This is a genomic window from Spirilliplanes yamanashiensis (genome assembly GCF_016863475.1).
Lineage (GTDB): Bacteria > Actinomycetota > Actinomycetes > Mycobacteriales > Micromonosporaceae > Spirilliplanes > Spirilliplanes yamanashiensis.
In genome coordinates, this window is the sequence record NZ_BOOY01000026.1 from 48467 (window position 1) to 67515 (window position 19049).

The window sequence follows — 19049 nt, forward strand, 5'->3', positions numbered from 1 at the left end:
GCGCTAAGGCGCCGTGGTGACGGTGAGCGGCCCGACGGTGGCGGAGGCGTTGCCGGCGGTGTCGCGGGCGCGCACGGTGAACTGGTACGCCGTGGACGGCCGCAGGAACGACACGGTGCTGCTGGTGCCGAGGACGAAGCCGATGGTGGGCAGCCGGCCGCCGCCGGTGGTGGTCAGCTCGTAGCGGGCGATGCCGGTGTCGTCGGTGGCGGCGTCCCAGGCGACGGTGATCGTGGTGTCGGTGGTGGCCACGACGCGCAGGTTCGCCGGGGCGGTCGGCGGGGTGGTGTCGGGGCCGGGGCCGGGGCCGCCGTCGCACGGGTTGCCGTTGATGCGGCAGTTGAGGGGCGCGAGGTCGGCGCCGCCGGCGACGAAGAAGAACGAGTGCGGCTCGGTGGTCGCGCCGGGCGCCAGGGCCCCGTTGTAGTGGGCGTTGGTGACGGTGACGTGGTCGCCGGTGCGGGTGAGCGTGCCGTTGTGGCCCTGCCCGACCTCCAGGCCGGCGGGGACGTCGAACTCCAGCGTCCACCCGGTGACGGCCGCGCCGGTGGGGTTGGCGACGACGAACGTGGCCTTGCGCCACGAGCCGTGGTCGGCGCTCGAGTAGGTGGCGGTGAGGCCGGGGGTGGCGGCGGCCGCGGGCGCGGCGACGGCCACCGACCCGGCCACGAGCATCAGGACGGTGAGGACACGGCGAGGCGACATGATCTCACCGTAGGAGCGGGCGCTGAGGTGTGTCGATGTCCTTAGGGGCGGACGTGGCCGTCGCCGGTGACCACGTACTTCGTGGACGTCAGCTCCGGCAGGCCCATCGGGCCGCGCGCGTGCAGCTTCTGGGTGGAGATGCCGATCTCAGCGCCGAAGCCGAACTCGCCGCCGTCGGTGAACCGGGTCGACGCGTTCACCATGACGGCCGCGGCGTCCACCCTGGACACGAAGCGGCGGGTGGCCGCCACGGACTCGCTGACGATGGCCTCGGTGTGCCCGGAGCCGTGCACGCGGATGTGGTCCAGCGCGTCGTCGAGCGAGTCGACGACGCGGGCGGAGATGTCGGCGGACAGGTACTCGGTGCCCCAGTCGTCGTCGGTCGCGGCCACCACGTCGGCCGAGGCCGCCGCGAACGCCGCGTCGCCGTGCACGGTGACGCCCTTGCCGTGCAACGCCTCCAGCACCCGCGGCAGGAACGCCGGCGCGACCGCGGCGTGCACCAGTAGCGACTCGGCGGTGTTGCACGTGGACAGTCGCTGCGTCTTGGAGTTGAGGACCACGGCGAGCGCCTTGTCGAGGTCGGCGTGCTCGTCGACGTACACGTGGCAGTTGCCGACGCCCGTCTCGATGACCGGCACCGTCGACTCCTCGACGACCGTCCGGATCAGCGAGGCGCCGCCGCGCGGGATGAGCACGTCGACCAGGCCGCGCGCCCGCATCAGCTCCTTGACGGAGTCGCGGGTGGTGGCGTCGAGCAGCTGGACGGCGTCGGCCGGCAGGCCCGCGTCCGCGACGGCCTTGCGCAGCACCGACACGATCGCCGCGTTCGAGCTGAGCGCCGACGACGAGCCGCGCAGCAGCGCCGCGTTGCCGCTCTTGAGGCAGATGCCGGCGGCGTCGGCGGTGACGTTGGGGCGGCCCTCGTAGATGATGCCGACCACGCCGAACGGCACCCGGATCTGGCGCAGCTCCAGGCCGTTGGCGAGCGTGGAACCGCGCACCACCTCGCCGACGGGGTCGGGCAGGGCGGCCATCTGGCGCAGCCCGTCGGCCATGGCGGCGACCCGCTCGGGCGTCAGTGCCAGCCGGTCGATCACGGACTCGGTGAGGCCGTTCGCGCGGCCGTTGCGCACGTCGACCTCGTTGGCGGCCACGATGTCGCCGGCGCGCTCCACGAGCCGGTCGGCCATCAGCAGCAGCGCCGCGTCCTTGACCGTGCGCGTGGCGGCGCCCAGCTCGATCGCGGCGACGCGGGCCTTCCCGGCCTGCTCGATGACGCTCATGTCCGGCTTCCCCTCTACAGCAGCACGAGGTCGTCGCGGTGGACGACCTCTCGTTCGTACCCCGGCCCGAGCGTCGCCGCCAGGTCCACCGTCGTGCGGCCCAGCAGCGGCGGCAGCTCGACCGCGTCGTAGTTGACCAGCCCGCGGGCCACCGGCGCGCCCGACCCGGCGTCGACCAGGTCGACGGCGTCGCCTGCGGAGAACACCCCGTCGACCGCGGTGATGCCCGCGGGCAGCAGCGACTTGCGGCGCACCACCACGGCCTGCACCGCCCCCGGGTCGAGGTGCAGCCGGCCGCGCGGCGCGGTGGCGTGCGCCAGCCAGAACAGCCGGGCGGTGGGGCGGTCGAGCCCCGGGTGGAAGAAGGTGCCGACGTCCTCGGCCGCCAGGGCCCGGCCGGCCAGCGGCGCCGCCGTCAGCACGACCGGGATGCCGAAGCCGGTGGCGATGCGCGCCGCCTCGACCTTGGTGACCATGCCGCCGGTGCCGACGCCCGCCCGGCCGGCCCGGCCGATCGCCACCCCGGCCAGGTCGGCGTCGTCGCGGACCTCGGCGACGCGCCGCGAGTCCGGCAGCGCCGGGTCGCCGGTGAACAGCGCCTCGACGTCCGACAGCAGCACCAGCAGGTCGGCCTCGACCAGCCCGGCCACCAGCGCGGCCAGCCGGTCGTTGTCGCCGAACCGGATCTCCTCGGTGGCGACGGTGTCGTTCTCGTTGACGATCGGCACCGCGCCCAGGTCGAGCAGCTTGCGCAGGGTCCGGTACGCGTTGCGGTAGTGCCCCCGCCGGGTGACGTCGTCGGCGGTCAGCAGCACCTGCCCGACGGTCAGGCCGTGCCGGGCGAAGCCGCCCGCGTACCGGCCGATCAGCAGGCCCTGGCCGACGGAGGCGGCGGCCTGCTGGGTGGCCAGGTCGCGCGGGCGCCGGCGCAGCGCCAGCGGGGCGAGCCCGGCGGCGATCGCGCCGGACGACACGAGCACCACCTCGCGCCCGGCGGTGGCGAGCCCGGCCAGCGCGTCGACCAGCGCGTCGACGCGCTGAGGGTCCAGGCCGCCCGCGGCGGTGGTCAGCGAGGACGACCCCACCTTGACCACGACACGCCGCGCGGCGCTCACCGCATCGCGCACCGCCCCATTCTGCGCGCCGCCACCGCGACGATCTCCGGCGCATCCCATATCGTGGCCGCGTGACACCCGAGGAGTACGTCGAGGCGGTCCTCGCGCTGGTCGAGCGCATCCCGCCGGGCCGGGTCATGTCCTACGGCGCGGTGGCCGACGCGCTCGCCGAGAAGTCCGGCCGCAACTCCGCCCGCCTGGTGGGCACCATCATGGCCAAGCACGGTGGCAGCGTGCCGTGGCACCGTGTCGTCACCAGCGCGGGGGCGTTCCCGCGCCGGCACGTCGGCCTGGCCACGGCCCTGCACCGCAAGGAGGGCACCCCGCTGCGCGGCGACCGGGTGAACATGCGCAGCGCGGCCTGGTTCCCCGGCTAGGCCAGCAGCCCCACGCCGCCGCGGCGCGGGTCGCCCGCCGCGCCGCCGCGGCCGACCGCCGTCACCCCGCCGAAGTAGTGGTTCAGCTCCTCCCACGGGCGCACCCGCCACCCGGCCGCCGCCAGGGCCGCCAGGTCGTCCGGGTCGCAGCCCGGCTCGGCCTGCACGCTGTCGTCCACGACGTGGAAGCGCGGCCGGTCCACCGCGGCCGCCATGTCCAGGCCGTCGGCCAGGACGCCGAGCAGGGTGTGCAGCAGCGCGGTGCGGATGCGCGACGCGCCCGCCGAGCCGGCCGCCAGGGCCAGCGCGCCGCCGCCGTCGAGCACCACCAGCGGGCACATGTTCGACTGCATGCGCACGCCCGGGGCCAGGTCGGCGGTGATCAGCTCGCCCTCGCCGAGCATCGAGTTCAGGTTGATGCCGAGGCCGGGCAGCCACACGCCGGCGCCCAGCCCCATCGTGGTGGTGACCACGCAGGCGTTGCCGTCGGCGTCGACCACCGACACGTTCGTGGTGTCGCCCTTGCGCTGCACGCCGTGGTCGCGCAGGGCCGCCGCCACCGCCACGGCGCGCTGCGGCCCGGCGGGCAGCGGACCGGGCAGCGCGCCGATCGTGTCGACCAGCCGGTTCATGTCCTGCCGGGCCAGCACCCGGTGCCCGGCCAGCGCGGCCGTGCGCACCGGCACCTCGGTCACCGCGTAGCCGGCCAGGTCGCGCATGCCCAGCGCGCCGCCCGCCGCGCGCACCGCGTCCACCATGATCTTGGCCAGGTCGCCGGTGTAAAACAGCGCCGGGCCCTCGTCGGCGAGCGCCGCCAGCGCCGTCGCCAGGCCCGGGTGGAACAGCAGGTCGCCCTCGTGCAGCAGGCGCCCCGCCGGCTCGTACACGGCCGCCCCCTCGCCGTACGCCAGGGCCGGCGCGCACGACGCCAGGGTGCGCCCGTGCGCGGCGGGCAGCCGGGCGCCCGTGCGGGCGAGTTCCACCGCAGGGGTGACGACGTCGCGCCACGGCAGCCGCCCCCAGCGGCGGTGCAGCTCCCCGCACCCCGCGGGCACCCCGGGCACCGCCACGCTGGCGCCGCCGATCGCGTACACCTGCGGCATGCCGCCGAAGAACACCTCGACGGGCACCATCGGCCCGGCGGTGACGTCGCCGTCCGTGCCGGGCACCGAGCAGAAGAAGTCCAGGCAGGTCACGCGGGCCGTGGCAGCGTCGTAGTAGGTGGCGAAACCGGCCCCGCCGAGGCCCGTGTAGATGCTCTCCGCGGCCGCGCAGGCGAACACCGCGGCCACCGCGGCGTCGGCCGCCGAGCCGCCCGCCCGCAGGACGTCCAGGCCGATGCCGGCCGTGGCGGGATGGTTGGCGGCGACGCCCGCGGGGACTGTCATGCCGCGCACTGTAGAACGCGGGGTCCGAGATCGTTACCATCCGCGACCATGACGGCGACATCCGCGCAGGCCGGCCTGCCCCGCCGGGTGCTGCTCGGCTACGCGGGCGGGTCGCTCGCCACGGGCGCGTTCGGCACCGTGCCCGGGCTGCTGCTCCTGCCGTACCTGACCGACACGCTCGGCGTCGCGGCCGGCGTCGCCGGGCTGCTCGTGCTGCTGCCGAAGGCGTGGGACGTGCTGGTCAACCCGGTCGCCGGCCGGCTCAGCGACCGCTCCGGCGACCGCCGCCCGTACCTGCTGTGGGGCGGCGCGGCGCTCGCCGTGCTGTTCGCGGCCATGTTCGCCGTCCCGGCCGGGTGGTACGTGGCCGTCGCGTTCCTGGCCACCGCGACGGCGTTCGCGTTCTACCAGGTGCCGTACGTGGCGCTGCCCGCCGTGCTGACCGAGGACCACGCCGAGCGCACCCGGATCATGACGTACCGGGTGGCCGTGCTGGCGGTGGCGATCCTGGCGTCGGGCGCGCTCGCCCCGCTCGTCGTCGACCTCGGCGGCGGCGGGGTGGCCGGGCACCGCTGGATGGGCCTGTTCGTGGGCGTGCTGATCCTGGCCGGCGCGCTGTGGGCGTACCTGGGCACCCGCGGCACCCCGGTCGGCCGCGCGACGCAGGCGGAGCCCAGCCTGCGCGCGCAGCTCGCGGTGGCCGGCGCGAACCGGCGGTTCACGGCGCTGCTGGCGTGCTTCGTCGTGCAGTCGGCGGGCATCGCCACGATGCTCGCCGGCGTCCAGTACTTCGCCGACCACGTGGTCGGGCAGGCGTCGGGCGCCACGTTCCTGTTCGCCGGCTTCGTCGGCCCCGCCCTGCTGGTGATGCCGCTGTGGTCGCGGGCCGGGGCCCGCCTCGGCAAGCGCCGCGCGCTGGTCGCGGCCTCGCTGCTGTTCGCCGCCGGGGCGTGCGCCCTCGTCGCGAGCCCGGCGCTGCCGGGCGCCGCGATCTACGCGCTGGTCGCGGTCACCGGCTGCGGGTACGCGGGCCAGCAGGTCTTCGCCCTGGCCCTGCTGCCGGACCACATCGCCGCCGACGAGCAGCGCACCGGCCGCCGCCAGGCCGGGGTGTTCACCGGCCTGTGGACGGCGGGGGAGACGTTCGGGCTGGCGCTGGGCCCCGGCATCTACGCCCTGGTGCTCCAGCTGTCCGGCTACGCGTCGTCGACCGGCGGGACGGCCGCCGCCCAGGACGACGCCGCGCGCCTCGGCGTCCTGCTCGGGTTCACCGTCGTCCCGGCGGTTCTCGTCGCGACGGCCACGGCGCTGCTGCGCAGCCGCTAACGTCGCAGTCATGGGACTGCCGCAGAAGGGCCTGGCCGCCGCCGACGTGCTCGCCGAGATCCGCGCCCTGCGCGACGCGGACCTGCCGACCCACGGGGGGCACCTGTTCGCGTACGTCTACGACCCGGCCCTGCCCGGCCTCGACGAGCTGACGCAGGCCGCGCACGGCCTCGCCGGGCACGTCAACGGGCTCGACCCGACGGCGTTCCCGTCCCTGCTGGCGCTGGAGAACGCGCTGGTCGCCGACGCGGCGTCGCTGCTCGGCGGCGGCCCCGGCACGGTCGGCAACGTCACCGGCGGCGGCACCGAGTCGCTGCTGCTCGCCGTGAAGGCGGCCCGCGACTCCCGGCCGGACGTCGCCGCGCCGCGGCTGGTCGTGCCCGCCACCGCGCACGCCGCGTTCGCCAAGGCCGCCCACTACCTGGGCGTGGCCCTGGACACCGTGCCGGTGGTCAACCTGCGCGCCGACGCCGAGGCGATCGGCGCCGCGATCGGCCCCGACACCGTGCTGGTGGCGGCGTCCGCGCCGTCGTACGCGCACGGCGTCGTCGACCCGATTCCCGAGATCGCCGCCGTGGCCGCCGAGCGCGGGGTGCGGTTCCACGTCGACGCCTGCTTCGGCGGCTGGGTGCTGCCGTACCTGCGCCGCCTCGGCGCCGACCTGCCCGATTTCGACCTGTCCGTGCCGGGCGTCACCAGCATCTCCGTCGACCTGCACAAGTACGCGTACACGCCGAAGGGCGTCTCGGTGCTGCTGCACCGCAGCGAGGAGCTGCGGCTGCCGCAGTACTTCGCGTACGCGGGCTGGCCCGGCTACACCATGATCAACGCGGGTGTGTCGTCCACCCGCTCCGGCGGGCCCATCGCGGCGGCGTACGCGGCGGTCCGGCACATCGGCGACGACGGCTACCTGCACCTGGCCGAGGCCGCCCAGTCGGCCGTGCACATCCTGGCCGGGGCGGTGAACGCGACCGACGGCGTGCACCTGGCCGCCGAGCCGGAGACCACCGTGGTGTGCCTGGGCGCCGACGACGGCGTCGACCTGTTCGTGCTGGCCGACGAGCTGTCCGCCCGCGGCTGGCACACCCAGCCCCAGCTGTCGTACGGCAACCTGCCCGCGACGATCCACCTCACCGTCACCGCCGCGGTCGCCCCGACCGCCGCCGACTTCGGCCCCGCCCTGGCCGACGCGGTCGCCGCCACCCGCGAGCGCGGCCCGGTGCAGCTGCCGCCGCTGCCCGCGCTGACGCCCGCCGAGGTGACGCCCGCGCTCATCCGCACCCTGGCCGAGGCGCTCGGCGTCGGCACCGGCGACGGCATGGCCGGCGTCAACACCCTGCTCGACGCGGCCACGCCCGCGCTGCGCGAGGCGCTGCTGACGGCCTTCCTCTCGTTCCTGCAGCATCCGGCCTGGGACTAAGCTCGACGGCGTGGGACTGCCTGGAGTGCTCGGTGAGCCGATCAAGTTCGTGCTGAACTGGGGCCGGCGCTACTCGCTCTGGGTCTTCAACTTCGGCCTGGCCTGCTGCGCCATCGAGTTCATCGCCACCAGCATGAGCCGGCACGACTTCATGCGCATGGGCGTCATCCCGTTCGCGCACGGCCCCCGCCAGGCCGACCTCATGGTGGTCTCGGGCACCGTCACCGACAAGATGGCGCCCGCCATCAAGCGCCTCTACGACCAGATGCCCGAGCCCAAGTACGTCATCAGCTTCGGCTCCTGCTCCAACTGCGGCGGCCCCTACTGGGACTCCTACTCGGTCACCAAGGGCGTCGACCAGCTCATCCCCGTCGACGTGTACGTGCCCGGCTGCCCGCCGCGGCCCGAGGCGCTGCTGCACGGCATCCTGCGCCTGCAGGAGAAGATCGCCGCCGAGCAGTCCGGCATCGGCGGCGTGTCCCGGCCCGACCCGCTCGCCGCGCCCGTCGCCCCGCCGGCCGTCCCGCGCGACGCCGCCTCCCTCACCGCCGGAGTCGTGAAGCCGCCACGCTGATTCGCCCCCGAGGTCTAGCCTGCGGACCATGACCTCGAACGAGCGCGCCGGCCTCATCGCCGACGTCCTGACCCGCGAGTTCGGCGAGCTGATGGCGCTCGACCCGGCCTCGTTCCGCCGCAAGTTCCGCAAGATGGCCGCGTCGCCGTTCGCGTTCTACCGGGGCAGCGCCGCCCTGTTCTACGCCGACATGACCGGCGCGTACGCCGACGACTCGTTCCTCACCCCGCAGACCGGCCGGGTGTGGATCCACGGCGACCTGCACGCCGAGAACTTCGGCACCTACATGAACGCCTCCGGCCAGCTCGTCTTCAACGTCAACGACTTCGACGAGGCGTACGTCGGCCCGTTCACCTGGGACCTGCGGCGCTTCGCCGCCAGCGTCGCCCTCATCGGGTACGCCAAGGCGCTGTCCGACGACGTCATCGGCGAGCTCGTCACCACGTTCACCCGGGCGTACCTGGGCGAGCTGCGCGGCATCGCCCGCGACGGCGACGACACCATCGGCTCCATCACCCTCGACACCGCCGACGGGGTGCTGCGCCAGGTGCTCCAGCGGGCCCGGCTCAACACCCGCGTCGACCTGCTGTCGACCCAGACCACCGTCGACGACTACGAGCGCCGGTTCAGCCTCGGCGACGGCGTCTTCGAGGTCGACGCCGACGGGCGCGCCGCGGTCACCGCCGCGTTCGAGCAGTACCTGGGCACGCTGCCCGCGGCCGGCACCGTGCGCCCCGTCGAGACCCACATCAAGGACATCGTGCTGCGCAAGGGCGTCGGCATCGGCTCCGCCGGGCTGCCCTCGTACAACCTGCTGCTGGAGGGCCACACCCAGGCGCTGGAGAACGACGTCGTCATCTACATGAAGCAGGCGCAGGTGCCGTCCGTGGCCCGGCACATCGACGACGACCGGGTCCGCTCCTACTTCCGCCACCAGGGCCACCGCACCGCCGAGTCGCAGCGCGCCCTGCAGGCCTACGCCGACCCGTGGCTGGGCTTCACCGAGCTCGACGGCGTCGGGCAGCTCGTCGCCGAGGTGTCCCCGTACGCCGCCGACCTCGACTGGGCGGACGTGAACGAGCCGGCCGAGCTGACCGGCGTCGTCCACGACCTCGGCGTCGCCGTCGCCCGGATGCACTCCGTCGCCGACGACGAGTCCAGCCACGACCTCGTCGACTTCTCCACCGAGGAGGCCATCGTCGCCGAGGTCGAGAAGGACGAGGCCGGGTTCGTCGACCACCTGGTCGGCTTCGCCCACGAGTACGGGGCCCGCGCCCGCGCCGACCACCAGGAGTTCGTCGACCTGTTCCGCAACGGCCGCCTGCCCGGCCTGGGCTGAGCCGTCACCGGGCGGGCACGATGCGGTACGCGAAGCCCGCCCGGCCCGCGGCGCCGTCGACCGCCTCCACCGACACCATCACCTCGCCGTCGCGCGGGGTGACGAACCGCAGGGTGGCCGGCGACGGCGCCGCCGCGCACGCGGTCTCGCCGGTCGCCACGACCACGGCCCGCTCCGGGTCGAACAGGTTGTCCTCGCCGCGCGGCGTCCACCGCACCAGCACGTCGGTGCCGCCGTCGCCGGCGCACGCCACCACCATCCGGTAGCTGCCGGCCGGCAGCTCCCCGGCCGTGTTGGACGTCTCGTCGCCGAGGGAGAACGACCACGCCGCCGCCGACCGGGCGTCGGGCGGGAGCACCGACTCCGCCAGGTCCCGCAGGGCGGACCGGTCGGCGGTGGGCAGCGGCCCGGTCGGTTCCGCCGGCGGCGCGGCCGGCGTCCCCGCGACGGCGACGCCCACGACCCCCGCCACGGCCGCCACCGCCAGGCCGCCCGTCACGGCGGCCCGCGCCTGCCGGCGGCGCCGCACCGTGTGCCGGGCCGCGTCGGCGCCCGGCGGCAGCACCGCCGCCACGGTGTCGGCCCGCAGGCCCGCGAACAGGTCGGCGAGCTGGTCGTCGGTGAGCTGGTCAGCCACGGGACACCTCCGTGCCGGTCGGGCGGAGCTGGACGGCGAGCGCGGCGCGGCCACGGTGCAGCCAGGACTTCACGGTGCCCTCGGCCACCCCCTCGCGCTGCGCGATCTCCGCGACGGTCAGATCGGCCAGGTAGTGCAGCACCATCGCGCGGCGCTGCACCCCCGGCAGCGTGGCGAGCGCGCGCACCAGCGCGACCCGCTCCGGGCTCGGCCCGTCCACCTGCGGCTCCGCCACCCGCTGCCGGCGCAGGAAACCCAGCGCGGTGCGGGCACGCCGCCACCGGCTCACGGCCAGGTTCCAGGCGACCCGCCGCACCCACGCCACCGGGTCGTCGTACCGCGACACCGACGACCAGCGGGCCAGCGCCCGGCAGAACGCCTCCTGCACGACGTCCTGCGCCTCCTGCCGATCCCCGAAGTACGCGAACAACTGCACGGTGAGATCGGCGTAGTGGGCCGCGTACAACTCGTCGAAATCCGGCACGGCGCGCGTCGTCTCCGGTGGTGGGTGCAAGTCCGTGGTCAGGGCCATGCCGACGACACGCGCCGGGGACCCCGAAGGTTGCGGCGAATCCTGCCGCACCCGCCCGGCGACGGGACAGCGGGCCGCGGCCGCCGTCGATACCATCCATCGAGTTCTGTCGAGCCGGAGACCTCCGGCTCGTCCACGGGGGAGAAGAGCGGGCAGATGAAACGACGAGTCTGGCGTGCGCGGACGACGACCGCGCTCGGGCTGACCGCCGCCGTCGCGGCGACGATGCTGGGGGCCACCGCGGCGGGTGCCGTCGTCGGCTCCGACGAGGGCGCGAACGACGCCTACCGGTTCGCGGCGCGGATCGTGGTCGGCGAGCTGCCCGGCCGCGGCTGCTCCGGCGCCCTGGTCGCGCCGCAGTGGGTCGTCACGGCCAAGGCGTGCTTCGGCGTGGGCGTCCAGGCCGGCGCCCCGGCGCAGCCCACCACCGTCACCGTCGGCCGCACCGACGGCAGCACCGCCGCCGGTCACGTGCTGGCCGCCACCCGCGTCGTCCCGCACCCGGACCGCGACGTGGTGCTCGTCCGCCTGGCCGCCCGCGCCCGGGGCGTCACGCCCGTGCCGGTCGCCACCGCGGCCCCGCAGGCCGGCGAGAGCCTGCGCCTGCTCGGCTTCGGCCGCACCGCCACCGCCTGGGTGCCGGACCGGCTGCACGGCGCCACCGCCGCCGTCGGCGTGGTCGCCGCGGGCACGGTCGAGGTCGCCGGCGAGTCCGGCGCGACGCTCGTGTGCATGGGCGACGCCGGCGGGCCCGCCGTCCGCGGCGCGGGCGCCGGCGCCGAGCTGGTCGCGCTGCACCACTCGTCCGGCCAGCAGGGCTGCCACGGCGTCGACGGCACCGACGCCCCCACCGTCGAGACCCGGGTGGACGACCTCGCCGCCTGGATCGCCGCGACCGCCACCAGCACCTGCAACGCCGTCGGCGGCGTCGTCGACGCGGCCGGCCTGGGCGCGCCGCTGCCCGACTTCACCGGCGACTGCGGCGCCGACATCATCCACCAGAACGTCGAGGGCCAGCTGCACGGCTGGCGCGGCACCACCGCGCTGCCCCCGGCCGGCACGCTGTTCACCGGCGAGCCGTTCCTCGTCGGCAGCGGCTGGACGCAGACCAACGTGCCGCGCATCGTCCTCGGCGACTTCACCGGCGACGGCAAGACCGACATCATGCGCAACATGGCCAACGGCGACCTGATCGCCTGGCGGTCCAGCGGCTCGTTCTCCACCACCGCGGCGCTGTTCCCCGGCCCGAGCCGCAAGGTCGGCTCCGGCTGGACGACGGCGGCCGTCGTGCGCATCCTCACCGGCGACTTCGACGGCGACGGCCGCACCGACATCGGCGCCAACTACGCCGACGGCAACCTGCGGGTGTGGAGCTCCACCGGCGACCTGAGCGCCGACGGCCGCATGTTCGCCGCCGAGCGTTCCGTGAAGCAGCTGGGCCTGACCCTGGACGCGTACCCGCGCGTCACCACCGGCGACGTCGACGGCGACGGCCGCGCCGACGTCCTCGGCCAGGCCAAGGACGGCAAGCTGCACCTGTGGCGCTCCACCGGCGACCTGTCGGCCGACGGCACCCTGTTCCCCGCCGCCAAGGTCGACGTCGGCTCCGGCTGGACCACCGCCCGCATCCCGCGCATCCTCACCGGCGACCTCACCGGCGAGGGCCGCACCGACATCGTCGCGGTGTTCGCGGACGGCGCGATGCGCGCCTGGCCGTCCACGGGCGACCTGTCGGCCGGCGGGCGCCTGTTCACCGGGCCCGGCACCAACTACGCGCCCGGCTTCACGGCGGCGGCGTACCCGCGCCTGCTCGTCGGCGACGTCAACGCCGACGGCCGGGCCGACATCGTCGCCCACAAGTCGGACGGCGTGCTGCTGGCGTTCCCGTCCACGGGCGACACGTCCGCCGACGGCACGCTGTTCGGCAAGGACGGGCTGCGGGTCGGCAGCGGCTGGCGGCCCGCCACGTACCCCCGGGTCTTCTGACCCACCCGCGCCCTACGCGGGCGTGACGCGCGCGTCGGTCAGTGCGACGACCCCACCGGGGTCGTCGCACTGCACGCGCAGCGTCACCGTCTCGGCCCCCTCCACGTCCGCGGCGACCGGCAGCGGCGACCCGGGCGCGGCCCGCTTCTGCGCGCCTGCCTCCGCCGTGGTCAGGGTCGCGTCCCGGTCGCGGACGCCGGCGAACACGGTCACGAACGTCACCGACCGGGCGTCGGCCCCCGGCGGGTAGTACGGGTGCACCTGCGCGTCGAAGCGGGCGTACCGGCCGCGCAGCGCGAACGTCACCGACCGCTCCTGGTCGCCCGTCTCGTTCGACGGGCACCCGATCACCAGCGCCCGCCGCGCGTAGGCGGCGTCGGCGCGCACCGCCCGCGGCAACGGCACCAGGTGCGCCGCCCCCGACTCCGGCGCCGTCCCGGCCAGGTACTCCACCGGGGCCGGCGTTCCCCCGCCCGTGGGTCCCCCGGTGGGAGGAACATGCTGCGGCCCGGTCGTGGGCTCCGGCGCCGTCGCCGACGCCTGCGGCTCCGGCCCGGGCGACCGCGGCCACTGCCACGCGGCCACGGCCACCCCCAGGCTGAGCACGCCGGCCACCGTGCCGACGACCGTGGCACGCGTGCTGAGATCGAGCCTTCTCGGGCCGGTGCGGGCGCCGGCGGCGGCATCAGGATCGGCGGACGGACGGGTCGAGGTCACCGTGCCCCCTGCGGGGAATGGTCGTGGATCGGGCAGCGCCATAGTGTCCCCGGATCAGGGGCGCCGGGCGGCACCACCCGTGACGGCAACACGACAGCCCGGCGACCCCCGCCGGCCGCTACCGTGCCGGGCCCCTCGCCGCCGCACCAGCGACAGAAACCCGGATGCGCCGTGACCGCACACGACCCGCACCAACCCCACCCCACCGCGTTCGGCCCCACCCCACCCCCACCCCGCGACCCGAGCCACGAGGGCCGCGCATCGGTCCCGGCGCCGCCTTCCGGGCCGCCGGTTTCGGGGCCGCCGCCGGTCTCGGGGCCGCCGTCTTCCGCCGGACCGCGGGCCTTCGGCCCGCCGCCCGGCTCCGCGCCGCCGCCGGTTTCCGGGCCGCCGTCTTCCGCCGGGCCGCGGGCCTTCGACCCGCCGCCCGGCTCCGCGCCGCCGCCCACTCCCGCGCCGCCTGCTTCTGCGTCGTCCGCGGGGCGGCGGCGTGGCGGGCGCGTCACTGGCCTTCTCGCCGTGCTGGCGCTGCTGCTGGCCGCGGGTTCCGCCGTCCTGTCCTGGCGCGCGGCCGACCGCGCGGGCGACGCGGTCGCCCGCCTCGACGCCCTGGCCGCCGCCACCGCCGCCCCGCCGCCGGCCCCGACCGAGGCCGCACCGGCGCCGACCGGCCCGCCGGCCGAACCCCCCGCCGACCTCCCGGCCGAGCCCACCGACCCCGCCCTCGACCCCGACGCCCAGCCCACCCTGAACGCCCAGACCCGGTACGCCGTCAAGTACACGGCCGAGACGCTGCGCATCCCCTCCGCGTGCAGCGACACCGTCTACGTCGACCTCGACGAGCCGCGCGTCCAGGTGCCCTCCGGCACCGCCGAGATCCGGTACTACGACCCGTGCGGCATCCGGTCCGGGACCCTCGCCATGAGCGAGGGGGTGCGCGGCAGCGAGGTCGAGTCGGAGGCCGTCACCCCGACCGAGTGCGCCGACCAGATCCGCACCCGGCCGCTGTCGACCGCGGAGCACCCGGTCCGCCGGGGGCAGGTCTACTGCCTCACCACCTCCCTGGACGCGGCCCGCAGCGCCGCCACCACCTGGAAAATGGTGCTGCTCGTGGTGTCGGCGACCGCCCAGGACGGGACGATCACGCTGCAGGCGTCGGCCTGGGACATCCCGGGGTAGGGCCGGGCCCGCGGGGCGACCCCTAGGATCGTGCGCATGACGCCCGAAGAGGTCGGCGAGCGGATGGTGGCCCTGCTCGGCGGCGACGTGACCGCCGAGGTGTCGGGCGGCGGTGGGTACGCCCGCGCGACCGTCGACGTGCCCCGGGCGAAGTGGTACCGGGCGGTCGCCGGCGCCCGCGAGGCCGGCGTGCTGTCCTGCGACTTCTTCGACTGGCTGTCGGCCGTCGACGAGCTGGCCGACGGCTTCTCCGTCGTCGTCCACCTGTGGTCGACCCGGCGGCGGCACGGCGTGCTGCTGCGCACCCGGGTGCCGCGCGACGAGCCGACGCTGGAGTCGGTGGTGGAATTGTTCCCGGGCGCGGACTGGCACGAGCGCGAGACGCACGAGATGTTCGGCATCGACTTCGCCCGGCACCCGGGGCTGCGGCCGCTGCTGCTGCCGGACGGCTTCGAGGGGCACCCGCTGCGCAAGGAGTTCGTCCTGGCGTCGCGCGTGGTGAAGGCGTGGCCGGGCGCGAAGGAACCGGGCGAGTCCGAGGGCACCGCCCCGAAGCGGGCCGCGGTCCGCCCGCCGGGCGTGCCCGACCCGAACGAGTGGGGCCCCCTGGCGGGCACCCTCCCCGAGACCGCCGCCCCGTCCCGCCCGGCCCGCGGCCCCCGCCCGACCCCGACCGACCGCCCGCCCCGCCCACCCCGCCCGGCGGCGGCAGGCGCGGCCACGGCAGGCCCGGCCACCGCAGGCCCGGCCGCCCCGGACAAGGTCGAACCCCCGGCCGAGCCGAAGCCCAGCCCCACCTCCAACCCGTCGGCGGCGGACACCGACCCGGCCGCCGCCCCGCGCCCCGACGGGGAGGTCTGAGATGCCCGTCTGGCTCGATCTGGCGATCCGGGTCGTCGCCGTCGTCGTCGCGTTCCTCACCCTGCCGTTGCTGGTCGGGCAGGCGGAGCACAAGGTCATGGCGCACATGCAGGGCCGGCTCGGACCCATGTACGCCGGTGCGTTCCACGGCTGGGCGCAGCTCGTCGCCGACGGCGTCAAGTTCGTGCAGAAAGAGGACGTGACGCCGCGGGACGCCGACAAGCCGGTGTTCCAGCTCGCGCCGATTGTGGCGCTCATGCCGTACCTGCTGGTTCTGCTCGCCATCCCGCTCGGGCCCGGCGGCCTGGTCGCGCAGGGTCTCGACATCGGGTTGTTCTTCGTCCTCGCCCTGCTGGGCGTGGGCGTGGTGGCGGTGCTGATGTCGGCGTGGGCGTCGGCGAACAAGTACAGCCTGCTCGGCGGGCTGCGCGGGGCGGCGCAGCTGCTGGGGTACGAGCTGCCGCTGGTGCTGAGCGCGGCGAGCGTGGCGATGGCGGCGGGGACGCTGAGCCTGAGCGGCATCGTGGAGGCGTGGCGGCCGTGGTGGCTGCTGTGGCAGGCGCCGGCGATGGTGGTGTTCTTCCTGGCGGGGCTGGCGGAGATCCGGCGGCCCCCGTTCGACATGCCGATCGCCGACTCGGAGCTGGTGTTCGGCTACATGACGGAGTATTCGGGGCTGCGGTTCGCGTTCTTCCTGCTCGCCGAGTACGTGGGCATCGTGGTGATCGCGGCGCTGACGACGGTGCTGTTCCTGGGGGGCTGGCACGGCCCGTACGAGGAGCAGCTGGGCTGGCTGTGGACGCTGCTGAAGGTGTTCGCGGTGGCGTTCGTGGTGATCTGGCTGCGGGTCAGTTACCCGCGGCTGCGCGAGGACCAGTTGCAGCGGTTGTGCTGGCTGGTGCTCGTGCCGGTGGCGCTCGGGCAGCTGGTGCTGACGGTGGCGGTGCGGGTTGCGCTCTGAGGAGCGGGCGGCGCGCCGGTTCGTGGCGGACGTGTGGAACGCGGGCGCCGAGGGGTCGGTGCTCGAGCTGGTGGCGCCGGGGTGCCCGGGGTTGCAGGGGGCGGGCCCGGAGGCGGTGCTGGCGTTCCACCGGGACCGCCGCGCCTCGTTCCCCGACCTGCGCTACAAGATCATCGAGGTCGTGGCGGCCGAGGGCAGCGCGGCGGTGCGGTGGCGGGCGGCCGGCACCCAGGCGGGCCCGTTCGGGCCGGTGCCGGCGACCGGGCGCACGGTGAGCTTCTCGGGGGCGACGTTCCTGCGCTTCGACGCCGACGGGCGCATCGCGGACGCGTGGAGCGTCAACGAGCTGTTCCAGGTGTTGCAGCAGCTCGGGGTGGAGATGTTGCCGCCGCTCACGTGAGCTGGGCGACGCGGTGCCCCGCCACGAGCGCGGCGACGAGGGCCTGGGGGTCGTCGGCGCCGACGTGCACCTCGGTGACCTCCTTGCCGTCCACGGTGATCGGCGTGGTGAGGATCAGCGCCACGTTCGTCTCGGCCTGCACCACGTACGCGAGCCGGCCGCCCTCGACGGTGATGGCGGTGCCGAAGCCGTTGCGTTCCCAGGTGCGGACGTCGCGCGGCTGCACGTGGGCGATCTGCCCCCACGAGAGCCGCAGGTCGGTGAAGGTGCCGTGCCGCAGCCGCACCCCGTCGGCCGAGACCAGGTAGGGCCGCACCACGTACGCCACCCACAGGCCGAGCGAGAACGTGACGCCCCAGATGCCCAGCACGAGCAGGGCGAGCTGCACCGGCCGCCACGGGATGATGAAGTGCAGCGCGGGCACCTCGACGGCGCTGCCGACGACGAGCATGACGAACAGCCCGGTCCCCGCCTTGTGGTAGCCGACGGTGGTGACGCCGTCGCGCCGGCCGTCGCGCCGCCCGGTGACGAACAGCCACAGCGAGCGCCACAGCGCCGCCTCGAACCGGACCGCCACCCACAGCAGCCGCAGCACCCTCATCCCAGCTCCTTCCCGATCAGTTCGCCGCAGCGCTGTTGCGCGGGCGTCAGCGCCTCCGAGAAGAACGTGGCCATCACGTCCACCCGCCAGTCCTGGGCCGGGCCGGGGGTGCCCCGGTGCCGCAGGTGCGCGGCCAGGTCGGCGGCGAGGGCGTCGACGGCCGGGTCGTCGGGGGGCGTGTCGGCCAGCGCGGTGAACCGCAGTCCCAGCTCGACCATCCGCTCGTCGCCCATCGCCTGCGCGTACAGCTCCACGAGGCCGGGCACCCGCTCCGGGTACAGCGCGACCAGCAGCGCCAGCGCGTCCCGCTCCACGGCCACCGCCTCGGCCGGGATGCCCATGGCGGCGGCCCGTTCCAGCAGCACGGCCAGTTCGTGGGGCAGCGCCAGGTCGCCGGGCCCGGCCAGCACGGCCGCGATGGCCTCCCGCCGCCGCAGCAGCTCGGCCTGCTGGCGGCCCAGCTCCTCGTCGAGCGCCAGCAGCGCCGACCGGGTGTCCGACGCGGGCTCGCCGACCAGCCGCCCGATCTCGGCGAGGCTCAGGCCGACGTCCTGCATCCGCCGGATCTGCGTCAGCCGGATCAGGTCCGCGGGCCCGTAGCTGCGGTACCCGTTGCCGCGCCGCGGCGGCTCGGGCAGCACCCCGACCCGGTGGTAGTGCCGGATCGCGCGCGGCGTGACGCCGGCCAGGTTGGCCAGCTCGGAGATGGTGAGCACCCCATCATCAGAAACCCTGACGCTACGTCAACGTCAAGCAGGTCCGGGGGTGTCCTCGCGCGCGGACGCGCGACGGGGCAGGATATGCCGCGTGAACGTTCCGGGAGAAGGGCTGGCCAAGGGGCTGGCGGTCACGTTGAAGACGATGACCCGCCGCTCCACCACGCAGCAGTACCCCGACGTCGAACCCGACCTGCCGCCCCGGTCCCGCGGCGTCATCGCCCTGTCGGAGCAGAACTGCACGTCGTGCATGCTGTGCGCCCGCGAGTGCCCCGACTGGTGCATCTACATCGACTCGCACAAGGAGGACGTGGTCGTCCCGGGGGCGGCGCGCCCCCGCCAGCGCAACGTCCTCGACCGGTTCGCCATCGACTTCTCGCTGTGCATGTACTGCGGCATCTGCATCGAGGTGTGCCCGTTCGACGCCCTCTACTGGACGCCCGAGTTCGAGTACTCCGAGCTGGACCTGCGCGACCTGCTGCACGAGAAGCCCCGCCTCGGCGAGTGGATGCAGACCGTCCCGCCGCCGCCCGCGCACGACCCGATGGGCGAGCCGGCCAAGGAGGAGACCGCGGCCGCGAAGAAGGCGGCGGGCCCGGGGGCGGCCACCCCCGCGAAGAGCGCAGGAGTACGCCGCCCCGCCACGTCCCCGGCTCGCCCGGCGACGCCCGCCGGGGCCCAGGCCGCGGAGGCGCCGCCGGCCGCTGCCCCTCCCCACCCGGCGCAGGCCCCGACGTCCCAGCCCCCGCCGGCCGCCGCCGGCCCCGCCGCCGCGACCCCGCCCGCCACCGGCCCGGCGGCTGCCGCCGCGGGCACGCCCGTCGAGGCCGCCCACGGCGCGACGCCCGCCGAGCAGCCGCCCGCGGCCCCGCCCGCGAGCGCCGAGCCCGAGGCCCCGAAGCCCGAGTCCCCGGAGGCCCGGGAGCCCC

The 19049-nt window shown here is 75.6% G+C and carries 19 protein-coding genes and 1 pseudogene; 11 read left to right on the plus strand and 9 right to left on the minus strand.

Going from position 1 to position 19049, the window contains the following annotated elements; translation table 11 throughout:
- Positions 1-3: 3 nt before the first annotated feature.
- From Sya03_RS17035 to proB, 3 genes are read right to left on the minus strand one after another with little or no spacing between them, the layout of a single operon-like run.
- A complete protein-coding gene (locus Sya03_RS17035) occupies positions 4-705 on the minus strand; it encodes a cellulose binding domain-containing protein (protein WP_203939301.1) in 702 nt (233 codons plus the stop codon).
- Positions 706-746: 41 nt separating this feature from the next.
- The gene (locus Sya03_RS17040) at positions 747-1991 is read right to left on the minus strand and encodes a glutamate-5-semialdehyde dehydrogenase (RefSeq protein WP_203939302.1); all 1245 of its coding nucleotides are present in this window, start codon (positions 1989-1991) and stop codon (positions 747-749) included.
- Positions 1992-2005: 14 nt separating this feature from the next.
- Positions 2006-3118, minus strand: a complete 1113-nt coding sequence (proB, locus tag Sya03_RS17045) for a glutamate 5-kinase (RefSeq protein ID WP_203939303.1) — start codon at positions 3116-3118, stop codon at positions 2006-2008.
- Positions 3119-3177: 59 nt separating this feature from the next.
- Between proB and Sya03_RS17050 the strand changes: the two genes are divergently transcribed.
- Positions 3178-3483, plus strand: coding sequence for an MGMT family protein (locus Sya03_RS17050; RefSeq protein WP_203939304.1), 306 nt, complete (start codon positions 3178-3180; stop codon positions 3481-3483).
- Here the strand turns inward: Sya03_RS17050 and Sya03_RS17055 are convergent.
- Positions 3480-4871, minus strand: coding sequence for a gamma-glutamyltransferase (locus Sya03_RS17055; protein ID WP_203939305.1), 1392 nt, complete (start codon positions 4869-4871; stop codon positions 3480-3482). The two genes, Sya03_RS17050 and Sya03_RS17055, sit on opposite strands and share 4 nt — an antisense overlap.
- A 48-nt stretch (positions 4872-4919) precedes the next feature.
- On the opposite strand from Sya03_RS17055, the gene Sya03_RS17060 reads away from it, so the two are divergent.
- From Sya03_RS17060 to Sya03_RS17075, 4 genes are read left to right on the plus strand one after another with little or no spacing between them, the layout of a single operon-like run.
- Entirely contained in the window at positions 4920-6197 is a 1278-nt protein-coding gene (locus Sya03_RS17060) for an MFS transporter (protein ID WP_203939306.1), read from the plus strand.
- A 10-nt stretch (positions 6198-6207) separates the two neighbouring features.
- A complete protein-coding gene (locus Sya03_RS17065) occupies positions 6208-7617 on the plus strand; it encodes a pyridoxal phosphate-dependent decarboxylase family protein (protein ID WP_203939307.1) in 1410 nt (469 codons plus the stop codon).
- A 10-nt stretch (positions 7618-7627) separates the two neighbouring features.
- Positions 7628-8191 (plus strand): NADH-quinone oxidoreductase subunit B, encoded by a 564-nt coding sequence (locus tag Sya03_RS17070; RefSeq protein WP_203939308.1) that lies wholly within the window; start codon positions 7628-7630, stop codon positions 8189-8191.
- 28 nt (positions 8192-8219) lie between these two features.
- A complete protein-coding gene (locus tag Sya03_RS17075) occupies positions 8220-9530 on the plus strand; it encodes a DUF2252 domain-containing protein (protein WP_203939309.1) in 1311 nt (436 codons plus the stop codon).
- A gap of 4 nt (positions 9531-9534) precedes the next feature.
- On the opposite strand, the gene Sya03_RS17080 is transcribed toward Sya03_RS17075, so the two are convergent.
- Both Sya03_RS17080 and Sya03_RS17085 read right to left on the minus strand, forming a co-directional pair.
- Positions 9535-10167, minus strand: coding sequence for a DUF6023 family protein (locus Sya03_RS17080; RefSeq protein ID WP_203939310.1), 633 nt, complete (start codon positions 10165-10167; stop codon positions 9535-9537).
- Positions 10160-10699 carry an RNA polymerase sigma factor gene (locus tag Sya03_RS17085; RefSeq protein WP_203939311.1) on the minus strand — a complete coding sequence of 180 codons (540 nt, stop codon included), beginning with the start codon at positions 10697-10699 and terminating at the stop codon, positions 10160-10162. The genes Sya03_RS17080 and Sya03_RS17085 overlap by 8 nt, the downstream gene beginning before the upstream one ends.
- Positions 10700-10855: 156 nt before the next feature.
- On the opposite strand from Sya03_RS17085, the gene Sya03_RS17090 reads away from it, so the two are divergent.
- Entirely contained in the window at positions 10856-12685 is a 1830-nt protein-coding gene (locus Sya03_RS17090) for an FG-GAP-like repeat-containing protein (protein WP_203939312.1), read from the plus strand.
- A gap of 12 nt (positions 12686-12697) precedes the next feature.
- On the opposite strand, the gene Sya03_RS17095 is transcribed toward Sya03_RS17090, so the two are convergent.
- The gene (locus tag Sya03_RS17095; RefSeq protein WP_203939313.1) at positions 12698-13402 is read right to left on the minus strand and encodes a hypothetical protein; all 705 of its coding nucleotides are present in this window, start codon (positions 13400-13402) and stop codon (positions 12698-12700) included.
- 519 nt (positions 13403-13921) lie between these two features.
- On the opposite strand from Sya03_RS17095, the gene Sya03_RS17100 reads away from it, so the two are divergent.
- From Sya03_RS17100 to Sya03_RS17115, 4 genes are read left to right on the plus strand one after another with little or no spacing between them, the layout of a single operon-like run.
- The gene (locus Sya03_RS17100; protein WP_203939314.1) at positions 13922-14581 is read left to right on the plus strand and encodes a hypothetical protein; all 660 of its coding nucleotides are present in this window, start codon (positions 13922-13924) and stop codon (positions 14579-14581) included.
- A 36-nt stretch (positions 14582-14617) separates the two neighbouring features.
- The gene (locus tag Sya03_RS17105) at positions 14618-15442 is read left to right on the plus strand and encodes an NADH-quinone oxidoreductase subunit C (protein ID WP_203939315.1); all 825 of its coding nucleotides are present in this window, start codon (positions 14618-14620) and stop codon (positions 15440-15442) included.
- A gap of 1 nt (position 15443) precedes the next feature.
- Positions 15444-16403 (plus strand): NADH-quinone oxidoreductase subunit NuoH, encoded by a 960-nt coding sequence (gene nuoH, locus Sya03_RS17110; protein WP_203939316.1) that lies wholly within the window; start codon positions 15444-15446, stop codon positions 16401-16403.
- Entirely contained in the window at positions 16393-16803 is a 411-nt protein-coding gene (locus tag Sya03_RS17115; RefSeq protein WP_203939317.1) for an ester cyclase, read from the plus strand. The genes nuoH and Sya03_RS17115 overlap by 11 nt, the downstream gene beginning before the upstream one ends.
- On the opposite strand, the gene Sya03_RS17120 is transcribed toward Sya03_RS17115, so the two are convergent.
- Both Sya03_RS17120 and Sya03_RS17125 read right to left on the minus strand, forming a co-directional pair.
- Positions 16796-17404 carry a hypothetical protein gene (locus tag Sya03_RS17120; protein WP_203939318.1) on the minus strand — a complete coding sequence of 203 codons (609 nt, stop codon included), beginning with the start codon at positions 17402-17404 and terminating at the stop codon, positions 16796-16798. The two genes, Sya03_RS17115 and Sya03_RS17120, sit on opposite strands and share 8 nt — an antisense overlap.
- The gene (locus Sya03_RS17125) at positions 17401-18120 is read right to left on the minus strand and encodes a MerR family transcriptional regulator (RefSeq protein WP_203939319.1); all 720 of its coding nucleotides are present in this window, start codon (positions 18118-18120) and stop codon (positions 17401-17403) included. Before Sya03_RS17125 ends, Sya03_RS17120 begins: the two co-directional genes overlap by 4 nt.
- Positions 18121-18169: 49 nt before the next feature.
- Between Sya03_RS17125 and Sya03_RS17130 the strand changes: the two are divergent.
- Positions 18170-18892: pseudogene (locus Sya03_RS17130) on the plus strand (NuoI/complex I 23 kDa subunit family protein); the annotation flags it as partial.
- Positions 18893-19049: the final 157 nt, after the last annotated feature.

Bases quoted from the DNA above. Each gene is read 5' to 3' on its own strand.
- Sya03_RS17035 (WP_203939301.1), bottom strand. From the start codon at position 705: ATGTCGCCTCGCCGTGTCCTCACCGTCCTGATGCTCGTGGCCGGGTCG.
- Sya03_RS17040 (WP_203939302.1), bottom strand. From the start codon at position 1,991: ATGAGCGTCATCGAGCAGGCCGGGAAGGCCCGCGTCGCCGCGATCGAG.
- Sya03_RS17055 (WP_203939305.1), bottom strand. From the start codon at position 4,871: ATGACAGTCCCCGCGGGCGTCGCCGCCAACCATCCCGCCACGGCCGGC.
- Sya03_RS17060 (WP_203939306.1), top strand. From the start codon at position 4,920: ATGACGGCGACATCCGCGCAGGCCGGCCTGCCCCGCCGGGTGCTGCTC.
- Sya03_RS17065 (WP_203939307.1), top strand. From the start codon at position 6,208: ATGGGACTGCCGCAGAAGGGCCTGGCCGCCGCCGACGTGCTCGCCGAG.
- Sya03_RS17075 (WP_203939309.1), top strand. From the start codon at position 8,220: ATGACCTCGAACGAGCGCGCCGGCCTCATCGCCGACGTCCTGACCCGC.
- Sya03_RS17085 (WP_203939311.1), bottom strand. From the start codon at position 10,699: ATGGCCCTGACCACGGACTTGCACCCACCACCGGAGACGACGCGCGCC.
- Sya03_RS17090 (WP_203939312.1), top strand. From the start codon at position 10,856: ATGAAACGACGAGTCTGGCGTGCGCGGACGACGACCGCGCTCGGGCTG.
- Sya03_RS17105 (WP_203939315.1), top strand. From the start codon at position 14,618: ATGACGCCCGAAGAGGTCGGCGAGCGGATGGTGGCCCTGCTCGGCGGC.
- nuoH (WP_203939316.1), top strand. From the start codon at position 15,444: ATGCCCGTCTGGCTCGATCTGGCGATCCGGGTCGTCGCCGTCGTCGTC.
- Sya03_RS17120 (WP_203939318.1), bottom strand. From the start codon at position 17,404: ATGAGGGTGCTGCGGCTGCTGTGGGTGGCGGTCCGGTTCGAGGCGGCG.